This window comes from Dokdonella sp. (assembly GCF_051958935.1).
Classification (GTDB): Bacteria; Pseudomonadota; Gammaproteobacteria; order Xanthomonadales; family Rhodanobacteraceae; genus Dokdonella_A.
This window is the reverse complement of sequence record NZ_JBQCFP010000006.1, coordinates 33,318-44,669: the sequence shown is the minus strand read 5'-3', so window position 1 is coordinate 44,669 and position 11,352 is coordinate 33,318. Positions and strand designations below refer to the sequence as shown.

General features: G+C 72.3%; 5 protein-coding genes. All 5 read left to right on the top strand.

Annotated features, from left to right (window positions below; genetic code table 11):
* Positions 1–16: 16 nt before the first annotated feature.
* The 5 genes from ACTHK2_RS00690 to galE are packed head-to-tail and all read left to right on the top strand — an operon-like array spanning position 17 to position 11,349.
* Positions 17–7,069, top strand: a complete 7,053-nt coding sequence (locus ACTHK2_RS00690; RefSeq protein WP_440243673.1) for a hybrid non-ribosomal peptide synthetase/type I polyketide synthase — start codon at positions 17–19, stop codon at positions 7,067–7,069.
* Entirely contained in the window at positions 7,066–7,893 is an 828-nt protein-coding gene (locus ACTHK2_RS00685; RefSeq protein WP_440243672.1) for a hypothetical protein, read from the top strand. The genes ACTHK2_RS00690 and ACTHK2_RS00685 overlap by 4 nt, the downstream gene beginning before the upstream one ends.
* Positions 7,890–8,672 carry a hypothetical protein gene (locus ACTHK2_RS00680; protein ID WP_440243671.1) on the top strand — a complete coding sequence of 261 codons (783 nt, stop codon included), beginning with the start codon at positions 7,890–7,892 and terminating at the stop codon, positions 8,670–8,672. The genes ACTHK2_RS00685 and ACTHK2_RS00680 overlap by 4 nt, the downstream gene beginning before the upstream one ends.
* Positions 8,669–10,360: a glucosamine inositolphosphorylceramide transferase family protein gene (locus ACTHK2_RS00675; RefSeq protein ID WP_440243669.1), complete on the top strand. Its 1,692-nt coding sequence runs from the start codon at positions 8,669–8,671 to the stop codon at positions 10,358–10,360. The genes ACTHK2_RS00680 and ACTHK2_RS00675 overlap by 4 nt, the downstream gene beginning before the upstream one ends.
* On the top strand, positions 10,357–11,349 hold the full coding sequence (gene galE / locus ACTHK2_RS00670) for a UDP-glucose 4-epimerase GalE (protein ID WP_440243667.1): 993 nt from the start codon (positions 10,357–10,359) through the stop codon (positions 11,347–11,349). Before ACTHK2_RS00675 ends, galE begins: the two co-directional genes overlap by 4 nt.
* The last annotated feature ends 3 nt before the right edge of the window (positions 11,350–11,352 follow it).

Below are 11,352 nucleotides of genomic sequence, written 5' to 3'. Positions count from 1 at the left end.
CGACCCGGTTTACGCGGTGATCCGCGGCGTCGGCGTAAACACCCACGGCGCCGACACGGCGAGGTTCGGCGCGCCGAGGGTGCGCGCCCAGGCCGGCGCTAGCCGCCTCGCGCGCGCGAGCGCGAACGTCGATGCAGGTTCGATCGGCTACGTCGAAGCGCATGGCACGGGCACGCCGCTCGGCGATCCGATCGAGGTCGAGGCGCTCACGCGCGCGTTCCGCGCCGATGGCGTGGCGACCGCATCGTGCTGGCTGGGTTCGATCAAGGGCAATCTCGGCCATCTCGTCGCCGCGTCCGGCGTCGCCGGCCTCATCAAGGCGACGCTCGTGCTGCGTCACGGCCGCATCCCGCCGACGGTGAACCTGCGCACGCCCAATCCCGAAATCGATTTCGCGCAGTCGCCGTTCCGGCTCGTGCAGGACGCGGTCGAATGGCCGCGCGGCGCGACGCCTCGTCGCGCGGGCGTGAGCTCGTTCGGCGTCGGCGGCACCAACGCGCACGTCGTGCTCGAGGAAGCGCCGCAAGCCGCCGTCACCGGCGCGGGACGTTCGGCGAGCCTGCTCGTATTGTCCGCGCGCGACGATGCGGCCTTGCAACGGCGTGCCGCAGACCTCGCGGCGCACCTCGCGCACGTCGAGGATGCGGAACTCCCCGACATCGCGGCGACGCTCGCGCTCGGCCGCAAGCCGATGGCGTCGCGGGTGGCGGTCGTCGCGCGCACGGCGGCGCAGGCGCGCGATGCGCTCGCGCGGATCGCGCCGCAGCGCGCCGGACGGCCCAAGCTCGTGTTCCTGTTCCCGGGGCAGGGTTCGCAGCACGCGAACATGGCGCGTGAACTCGTCGATACCGAGCCGGTGTTCGCCGAACATTTCGAGCGCTGCTGCGCGCTCGCGAGCGTCGAACTCGGGCGCGACCTGCGTGCGCTGATCCTGCCGGCCGTCGACGAGGCCGCGGCCGCCGCGGCCGAACTCGCGCAGACCCGCTGCACGCAGCCGGCCCTGTTTGCGGTCGAGTACGCGCTCGCGCGGCTGTGGGAAAGCTGGGGCATCGTTGCCGACACGATGATCGGCCACAGCATCGGCGAGTACGTCGCGGCGACGCTCGCGGGCGTGTTCGAGCTCGATGACGCGATTGCGCTGGTCTGCGCGCGCGGCACGGCGATGCAGGCGCAGCCGCCGGGCGCGATGCTCGCGGTGCGCGCGATCGCCCAGGCGATCACGCCGCACCTCGCGGGCGGCGTCAGCCTTGCCGCGGTCAACGCCCCCGAACAGTGCGTCGTCGCCGGCACCGACACCGAGATCGGCGCCTTGGCCCTCTCGCTCGACGCCGAGCGCATCGCGAGCACGCGCCTCAAGGTCAGCCATGCGTTCCATTCCGCGCTGATGGACGGCGCGTTGCCGCCGTTCGAGCGCGCATTCGCGAACCTGCGCCTCGCGCCGCCGGCACGGCCGTTCTATTCGTGCGTGAGCGGTGCGCCGATCGACGCGCGTGCCGCGGCGGAGCCGGCGTACTGGTGCCGCCAGCTGCGCGAGCCCGTGCGCTTCGCCGACGCGATCGCGCATGCGCTCGCCGACGGCGCCACGCTGTTCGTCGAGGTCGGCCCGTCGCAGGCGCTGACGACATTCGCGCGCAGCCAGCTCGGCGACGGCGCGCGCGCGATCGCCTCGCTCGGCCCGGCGGCCAGGCCGGGCAGCGACGCCGAGCATCTCGCCGCCGCGCTCGGCGCGTGCTGGGCGGCCGGGCGCGAGCCGGACTGGGATGCGTACTACGCCGGGCAGGCGCGCCGCCGCGTCGCGCTGCCGGTTTATCCGTTTAGCGGCGAGCGCCATTGGATCGATGCATCGACGCCGGCTGCGGGCGTCCCTGGGGAAACGAGCATGAAGGAAACCCGTCCCGCGATCGTTGCGACGCCCGCGGCACCGCCGCCGTCATCGCGCCTGCGCGCCGAACTGCGCGAACTGGTCGAGTCGCTCACCGGCGAGCACCTGGGCGCGACGCACGACGAGTCGAGCTTCCTCGAGCTCGGCCTCGATTCACTGTCACTGACCCAGGCCGCGCTCGAACTCGAGCGCCGTTACGGCCTCAAGCTGAAATTCCGCCGGCTCATGGAGGACGTCGACAGCATCGCCAAGCTCGCCACGCTGCTCGAGCCGACGTTGCCCGCGACCGCGCCGTCGCCGACGCCGGCGCCGCAGGCGTCGCCGTCCGCAGCGAGCGTGCCGGCGACCGCGTCCGTCATGACGGACACGGCACCCTCGCCGCTGCTCGCGCTGATCCAGAGCCAGCAGGCGCTGATGCAGCAGCAGATGCAGCTGCTCGCGAGCCTCGCCACCGGCACGGCGACGGCCTCGCCGGCCGCACTCGCCGTACCCTCGCCGTCGATCGCTGCGACGTCCGTGGCGTCCACGCCTGCGGCGGCGCGCACGGAAGACGCGCCCGCGGCGAACCTCGTCGACCGGCCGTTCGGAGCGTCGGCGCGCATCACGCTGCGCCGCGACCAGACGATGACGCCGGCGCAGCGCGCGTGGGTCGACGATTTCACGCGCCGCTACAACGCGCGCACCGCGCGTTCGAAGGCGTATTCGCAGGCGCATCGCGCGCGCATGGCCGATCCGCGCGTCGTCACGGGTTTCAACCCGCTGTGGAAGGAGCTGGTCTATCCGATCGTCGTCGAGCGCTCGAAGGGCGCACGGCTGCACGACCTCGACGGCAACGAATACATCGACTGCCTCAATTCCTTCGGCGCGAACTTCCTCGGCCACCAGCCCGACTATGTCGTCGCGGCGCTCAAGCAGCAGCTCGACAGCGGATTCGAGGTCGGGCCGCAGCACCCGCTCGCCGGGGAAGTCGCCGAGCTCATCGCCGGCATGACCGGCATGGCGCGCGTCGCGTTCTGCAACACGGGATCGGAAGCCGTGATGGGCGCGATGCGCATCGCGCGCACGGTGACCGGTCGTCGCACGATCGCGATCTTCACCCATTCCTACCACGGCATCTTCGACGAAGTGATCGTGCGCGGAACGCGCAGCCTGCGTTCGATCGCAGCGGCGCCGGGCATTCTCGCCAGCGCGGTCGAGAACGTGCTCGTGCTCGACTACGGCAGTGACGAGGCGTTGCGCGTGCTGCGCGAGCGCGCGCACGAACTCGCCGCGATCATGATCGAGCCGGTGCAGGGCAAGAACCCGGCGCTGCAACCGCGCGCGTTCGTGGAGGCGCTGCGCACGATCTGCGACGACGCCGGCTGCGCACTGATCTTCGACGAGGTCATCACGGGCTTCCGCGTCGCGCAGGGCGGCGCGCAGGCGTACTACGGCGTGCGCGCCGACATCGCGACCTACGGCAAGATCATCGGCGGCGGCCTGCCGTTCGCCGCGATCGCGGGCGCCGCGCACTGGCTCGATGCGCTCGACGGCGGCGACTGGCACTTCGGCGACGATTCGTATCCGGAAGCGGGCGTCACCTATTTCGCCGGCACCTTCGTGCGCCATCCGCTCGCGCTCGCGGCGGCGAAGGCCGCGCTGCTCCATCTGAAGCAGCGCGGGCCGGCGCTGCAGGAAGAACTCAACGCGCGCACTCACGATCTCGTCGTGCGCCTCAACGCGCTGTTCGACGAACGCGCCGCGCCGCTGCGCGCGGTGGGCTTCAGTTCGCTCTGGCGCATCGTCGCGGACGAGGACCAGCCTTACGCGAGCCTGTTCTGGTACGCGCTGCGCGCGAACGGCCTGCACCTCTACGAACAGTTCAACTGCTTCCTCACCGAGGCGCATGGGGCTGCCGAGTTCGAGCGCATCGTCGATGCGGTGCGCACGGCGCTCGAAGGCCTGCTCGGCGCCGGCCTGCTCGTGCCGCGCAGCGGCGCGGGCGCGGATGCTCCGGTGACGGGCGGCGGTGAGGCGCAGGCGCTGCCGGACGCGGTCGCGCTCACCGACGGCCAGCTCGAAAAATGGCTCGGCTGCCAATACGGCGCGGATGCGGCGCTCGCCTGCAACGAAGCGGTCGTGCTCTCGTTCGATGGCGCGCTCGACGTCGCCGCACTGGAGCGTGCGCTCGACACGGTCTGGCGGCGCCACGAAGCGTTCCGCTTCGCGATCGCCGCCGACGGCCGTACGCTGTCGCTGCAGCCGTTGCCGGCGCTGCCGCTGCAGCGGGTCGACCTCTCCGGCGCGGACGCGCAGGCGAAGCTCGATGCGTGGTGCGACCGGCAGATGCGTACGCCGTTCGACCTCGCGCGTGCGCCGCTGGTGCGGTTCGCGCTGCTGCGCGTCGGCGAGCATCGCCATGCTCTGCATCTCGTCGCGCACCACCTGATCATGGACGGCTGGTCGCTCGCGGTGTTCTGCGACGAGCTGCAGGCCTGCTACAACGCGTACGCGGGCGGGCGTGAGCCGCGCCTGGCGCCGGCGCAGAGCTTCCGCGCCTACGCACTCGCCGAACGCGCGCGGCGCGACGCAAACGGCGCCTCGCAGATCGCCTACTGGAACCGCGTCTATGCCGACATCCCGGCGCCACTGGAACTGCCGGGGGACCGTCCGCACGCGGAAGGCGCCGGCTTCGATGCCGACACCGAGAGGCACGTGTTCCCCGCGCCACTCGCCGCCGCGCTGCGCGCCGAGGCGCGCCGGCGCGGCGTGACGCTGTACGGCCTGCTGCTCGGCGCGTTCGGCCTGTTCGTCGCACGCCTGTCGGGGCAGCGCGATTTCGCGATCGCGGTCCCGTTCTCGGGCCAGGCGCTGGCGGGCAGTGGCGCGCTGATCGGTGATGGCGTCAACACCTTGCCGCTGCGCCTGCGCGTGGACCCGCAGGCCGGCGCCGATGCCGCGGTGGCGAGCGCGCAGGCCGCGCTGCTCGACGCCGCCGACCACCAGGATCTCACGCTGATGACGATTCTGCGCGCGCGTTCGCTGCGCCGGCGCAGCGTGCGTGGCGCGCTCGGTGAAGTCATCTTCAACCTCAACCCGCGCCTGCGTGCGCCGCAGTTCGACGGCGTCGTCACCGAGTGGCGCGATTGCCGCCATGTCGCGCTGCTGTGGGACCTGTTCTTCAACCTCAACGACGACGGGCGCCAGCTCGCGCTCGACCTGCACTATCGCACCGCGCTGTACGACGCGGCGACGATCCGCGGCTGGATCGCCGGGTATGAACGAATGCTCGAGGACATCGGCATGCAGACTTCCGATCACGCCGCCGCGGCAGCGCCACGCCCCGCCGCGACCGTGCCGACGCCGCCACCGGCGCCCGCACCGGGCCCGGCGGTGCCCGCCGGTCCCTCGCTGCTCGACCTCGTCGAGGAGCAGGTGCGCGCCGCGCCGGATCGCGCCGCGGTCAGCTGCGACACGCAGCGCTACACCTACGCCGACCTCTGGCGTGCGAGCGGACGCGTCGCCGCGCGCCTGCTCGATGCGGGCGTCGCGCGTGGCGACCTCGTCGGCATCTGCATGCCGAGGCGCAGCGAAATGGTCGCCGCCGCACTCGGCGTGCTGCGCGCGGGCGCCGCCTACGTGCCGCTAGATGCGAGCTTCCCGGACAAACGCCTGCGCACGATGATCGAGCGCGCCGCGCTGCGCCACACCGTCGTCCTCGCGGGGCACGAGCTGCCGGCGGCGGTGACCGAGCACGATGCCGCGCTCATCCCGGTCGTCGATGCCGACATCCGCGCCGGCGGCGAGGAGCCTGCTTCGCTGCCGAAGGTCGGAGGCGCCGACCTCGCGTACGTGCTGTTCACGTCCGGCTCGACCGGCGAGCCGAAGGGCGTGCGCATCCTGCACCGCAACCTCGTCAACTTCCTGCGTTCGATGCGCGAGGCGCCCGGTTTCGGCGCGGACGACGTCATCTGCGCGGTGACCACGCTGTCGTTCGACATCGCCGGCCTCGAGCTGTACCTGCCGCTGGTCAGCGGCGCGCGCGTGCACATCGCGACCGAAGCGGAAGTGCGCGATCCGCACAAGACGATGGAGCTCATGAAGGCGTGCGGCGCGACCGTGCTGCAGACCACGCCGACCCTGCTGCGCCTGCTTTGCGATGGCGGTCGGATCGAGGGACTCGCGGGGCTCAAGCTCCTCGTCGGCGGCGAAGCAATGCCGCGCGACCTCGCCAATGAGGTCATGCGCCATGGCCGCGAACTGTGGAACATGTACGGCCCGACCGAGACGACGATCTGGTCGACGATCCATCGCGTCGAACCGGGCGACGGCCCCGTGCCGCTCGGCCGGCCGATCGCGAACACGCGCATCCACGTACTCGATGAGTCGGGCCACCCGCTCGGCGAAGGCGAGCACGGCGAGATCTGGATCGGCGGGGACGGTGTCGCCGACGGCTACCTCAACCGGCCCGACCTCACCGCGGACCGTTTCCGCGCCGATCCCTTCGCCAACGACGGCAGCCGCATGTACCGCACCGGCGACGTCGGCAGCCTCAGGGACGGCGTCCTCTATTTCCACGGCCGCGCCGACGACCAGGTGAAGCTGCGCGGTTTCCGCATCGAGCTCGGCGACATCGAAGCCGCCGCGCACGAGGACCCGCTCGTGCGCGAGGCCGCCGCCGCGGTGCGCGAATTCGGCTCGCACGACCAGCGCCTCGTGCTGTACGTCACCTCGCGCGATCGCTACGGCGACCTCGCCGGCCGCTTGCGCGAGCGCCTGCGCGAGTCGCTGCCGCCGTACATGCGCCCGAGCCACATCGTCGTGCTCGAAACGATGCCGACAACGCCGAACGGCAAGACCGATCGCAAGGCGCTGCCGATGCCGCCCGAGCAGGGCGGGCACGCCGACGACGCCCCGTCCGTGCCGCACGACGCGCGCGTGAATTACCTCGCCGCGCTCTGGTGCGAACTCATCGGCGTCGCCGAGGCGCGCGCCGACGACAACTTCTTCGACCTCGGTGGCGATTCACTGCTCGCGGTCGACATGATGGCGCGCGTCGAACGCGAAACCGGCGTGCGCCTCAACGTGCTCGCGATCGCGACCGGCACGCTCGGCAGCGTCGCCGAGATGTTGCCGCGCGAACGCACGGCGAAGCAGGGCGGCTGGATGTCGCGCCTGCGTGGACTGTTCGGCGGGCGCGGCGGATGACGGCGGCGATCGCACGGCCGGCGCCGGAGCGCGCCGGCGAAGCCCTGCACGAATTCGCGTTCGCGGGCGCGCCGGGACGGCGCCTGTTCACCGTGTTCCGCGCTGCACGCGGCGCCGTGCGCGCCGCGTTCGTGCTCTGTCCGCCGTTCTTCCACGAACAGTTCCTGAGCTACCGCCTGCTTTCGCTCGTCGCGGCGCGCCTCGCCGAGCGCGGTGTCGCGAGCCTGCGCTTCGACTACTACGGCAGCGGCGATTCGTGGGGCGAGGAAAGCGCGTTCACGCTCGACGGCGCCTGTGCCGATGCCGAAACGGCACTTGCCGAGCTCGCGCGCCGCGTACCGGCCGCGCCGCTGATCGCCTTCGGCGCGCGTTCGGGCGCATGGCCGGCCGCGCGGCTCGCGCGGCAGCATCGCCTGCCGCTGTGGCTGTGGCAGCCGTTGACGGACGGTCGCGCGTGGCTCGACGAACTGGTCGCGATGGACGCGCGCGATCGTGCGTCGCGACTGCGCTACCCATTCATCGGCACGCAACCGAAGCCGGCCGACCCGGACCGGCTGCTCGCCTCGTACTGTCCGCCGGCATTGCGCGCACAGATCGCCGCGCAGCGACTCGACGAGCTGCTCACGGGCGCCGCGCTCGATCTGCGCGTGGTCGACGACGAACGCGCCACGCCGATCGCGCAGGCACGCGAGCGGCTCGTCCTGCCGGCTGCCGCGGCCGGCTGGCACGAGCAGATCGACCTGCGCGCGACCTTCATCACGCCGCCGGTCGCGGCATGCATCGACGCGCTCGCGCAGGCGGCACCCGGCGGAGCGGCGGCATGATCGAGGAAACGCCGATCGACCTCGGCCACGGCCTCACCGGCGTGCTCACGCGCCCGGCGCAACCGTCGCGCCGACCGCTGTGGGTGCTGCTCAACGCGGGTTTCATTCCACGCTCGGGTCCGTTCCGCATGCACGTCGACCTCGCACGCCTGCTCGCCGGCGAGGGCTTCGCGGTACCGCGCGTCGACCAGCCCGGCGTCGGCGACGCGCCGCCCAAGCGTGGCGACGACGTCGCGGTGCTCCGGCACGGCTTCGATCGCCTCGGCGAACTCGTCGGCGCGGATCGTTTCGTCATCGGCGGGCTCTGCAGCGCGGCCGACCAAGGCTGGAAGATCGCGCTCGCCGACGAACGCGTCTGCGGCCTGCTCCTGCTCGATCCCTATGCGCACCAGGGCGCGTGGTTCCGCCTCGGCCAGCTGCAATTGCTGCTCGGTCGCCGCGCGTCGGCACTGAAGACCCTGCTCGGCCGCTTCACGCGGCGCAAGCGCGCGCCCGCGATCGGCGACGGCAACATGCGCGACTGGCCGTCGCTGGCCGCAGCGCGCGTCGAGCTCGGACGCCTCGTCGCGCGCGAGGTCGGCGTGTTCGCGCTCTATACCGGTGGCGCCGCCGCGTATTTCACGCATCGTGCGCAGTTCGCGGCGACGTTCGGCGCACCGGCCGCCGCGGCCTGCGTGCATTTCGACCATTGGCCGGACTGCGACCACATGTTCATGCGCGTGCAGGATCGCCAGCGCCTGCTGCACGTTATCGGCGACTGGGGTCGGACTTTCACATGACGCAACGCGCCGACGCCGCCGCGCCGACGCCGCTGTACGCGCCGCTGCCATCCGGCCGCCGCGCGCTGCGGGTGGCCGTCCTCGTCGATCGCGCGGTCGTGCCGGCGTGGATCGCCGAGACGCTCGCCGCGCTCGCAGCCGACGATGCCTGCGAACTGCTCGCGGTGCTGCATGTACCACTGCCGCCGGCGCGATCGCGATACCGCGCGATCGATGCGTTCGTGCGCGCCGACGCCGCGCTCGCCGGCGCGGCACGCAAGGCGACCGCGCCGGTCGTGCTGCACGAGCGCCTGCGCGAGGTGCCGCTGCAGGATGCCGATGCGCGCGAACACGACGGCTGCCTCGTGCCCGGTGCTCGCAGCGTATCGCTGCTGCGCGCACTCGATGCCGACCTGCTGCTCGGCTTCGGCCTGCCGCCGCCGTCAGAGGTGCTGTGCGCGCTCGCGCGCCACGGTGCCTGGTTCTTCGAACGCGACGCGACCGACGCGCGTCGGCACGGCCTGCGCCATCTAGATGCCTTGCGCCGCGGCGAGGCGGTCAGCCGCGGCGGCGTGATCGTTCACGACGGCCGTGGCTGGCGCCTGCTCGGTGGCGACGACTGGAGCGCGACCGCGCAGCTCTCGTTCGCGCGCAATCGGGCCTGGCAGCTGCTGCGCGTGCCGGCGACGCTCGTGCGCCTGGTGCGTCGCCTCGCCGCGGGCGGAACGCCGGCCGCGGAGGCGGCACCCGCGGCCACGCCGCCAGGCGTGCTCGCGACTTGCGCGCTCGCGTTGCGCCTCGGCGTGCGCGCGGTGCGCCGGCACTTGCCGCGCCTCGGGCGTACCGAAGACTGGGTGCTCGCGGCGCGTCGCACGGACACGCCGCTCGATCCGGCGCAACCGGACGCGCGCGCGCTGCGCGTGATCGCGACTCCGTCCGGCTGCTTCTGGGCCGATCCGTCGCTCGTGCGCCACGGCGGGCGCGACTGGCTGTTCGTCGAGGAATACCCGTACGCGACCCGGCGCGGGCGCATCGCGGTCGCCGAGCTCGACGACGCGCTCGCACCGATCGGCGTGCGCACGGTGTTCGACGAACCGTGGCACCTCTCCTATCCGCTCGTCTACGAATGGCAGGGCGAGCTCTGGCTCACGGTCGAGTCGTCCGCGGCGCGCACGTTCGCGCTGCATCGCGCGGTCGAGTTCCCGGCGCGCTGGGCGTTCGCGGCGGAGCTGCTGCGCGGTCGCAACGCGGTCGACGGCACCCTGCACCACGACGGCACGCACTGGTACCTGTTCGCGTGCATCAGCGAGAGCCCGCTCGACGTCGACCGCCGCGTCTGGACCGACTTGTTCCTGTTCGTCGCCGATTCGCCGCTCGGGCCGTGGCGCGCGCATCCGGCCAATCCGTTGCAGAGCGACGTGCGCCGCGCGCGGCCGGCCGGAAAACTGTTCATGCACGAGGGGCGCCTGGTCCGCCCCGCGCAGGATTGCAGCGTCGACTACGGTTACGCGGTCGTCTTCAACGAAGTCGTCGTGCTCGATCCGGAGCGCTACGAAGAGCGGCCGCTCGGCCGCATCGAACCCGACTGGCTGCGCGGGCTGCGCGGCTGCCACACCTACAGCCGCGGCGGCGGCATCGAGATCGTCGACGGCAAGCGGCTCGTGCCGCGCCGGCGCACGCGCGCCGCCCGGGGCGAGGAGTCCCGATGAGCGCGAACACCGTCCTCGTCACCGGCGGCGCCGGCTACATCGGCAGCCACGTCGTGCGCCAGCTGCGCGAAGCGGGCACGCCGGTGGTCGTGCTCGACGATCTGAGTACGGGCTTTCGCGAGGCGGTGCTCGACGCGCCGCTCGTGGTCGGCAACACCGGTGACGCGGCGCTCGTCGATGCGCTGCTGCGCGAACACCGAGTCGAGGCCGTGCTGCACTTCGCCGCGCGCACGATCGTGCCGGAGTCGGTCGCCGACCCGCTCCGCTACTACGCGAACAACACCTGCGCGACGCGCAACCTGCTCGAGGCCTGCGTGCGCCACGGCGTGCGCCGCTTCGTGTTCTCCTCGACCGCCGCCGTGTACGGTCCGACCGTGGACGGCCGCGCGAGCGAGGACACGCCGACGCAGCCGATCAGCCCGTACGGCAGTTCCAAGCTCATGAGCGAGTGGATGCTGCGCGACCTCGACGCGAACGGCAGCATGAAGCACGTGATCCTGCGCTACTTCAACGTCGCCGGCTGCGACCCGCAAGGGCGCATCGGCCACTCGACGCGCGATTCGACCCTGCTGTTCAAGGTCGCCTGCGAGGTCGCCACCGGCAAGCGCGACGCGCTCGCGATCTTCGGCACGGACTACGAGACGCCGGACGGCACCGGCATCCGCGACTTCATCCACGTCGAGGACCTCGCCGACGCGCACCTGCGCGCGCTCGACTATCTCGGGCGTGGTGGCCCCTCGACGACGCTCAACTGCGGCTACGGTCACGGCTACTCGGTGCGCGCGGTGATCGCTGCGGTCGAACGCGCGAGCGGCTCGCCGTTGCGCGTGGTCGAGCGCGCGCGGCGCGACGGCGACATTCCGGCGCTCGTCGCCGATGCGCGGCGCATCCGCGAGGTGCTCGGCTGGACGCCGCGCCATGATGACCTCGACCTCATCGCACGCACCGCACTCGCATGGGAGCGCACGCTCGCCGCTCACGCGGGATGAGCC

Excerpts from the sequence above, each read along its gene's own strand:
- galE (WP_440243667.1), top strand. The coding sequence starts at position 10,357 with ATGAGCGCGAACACCGTCCTCGTCACCGGCGGCGCCGGCTACATCGGC.
- ACTHK2_RS00680 (WP_440243671.1), top strand. The coding sequence starts at position 7,890 with ATGATCGAGGAAACGCCGATCGACCTCGGCCACGGCCTCACCGGCGTG.
- ACTHK2_RS00675 (WP_440243669.1), top strand. The coding sequence starts at position 8,669 with ATGACGCAACGCGCCGACGCCGCCGCGCCGACGCCGCTGTACGCGCCG.
- ACTHK2_RS00685 (WP_440243672.1), top strand. The coding sequence starts at position 7,066 with ATGACGGCGGCGATCGCACGGCCGGCGCCGGAGCGCGCCGGCGAAGCC.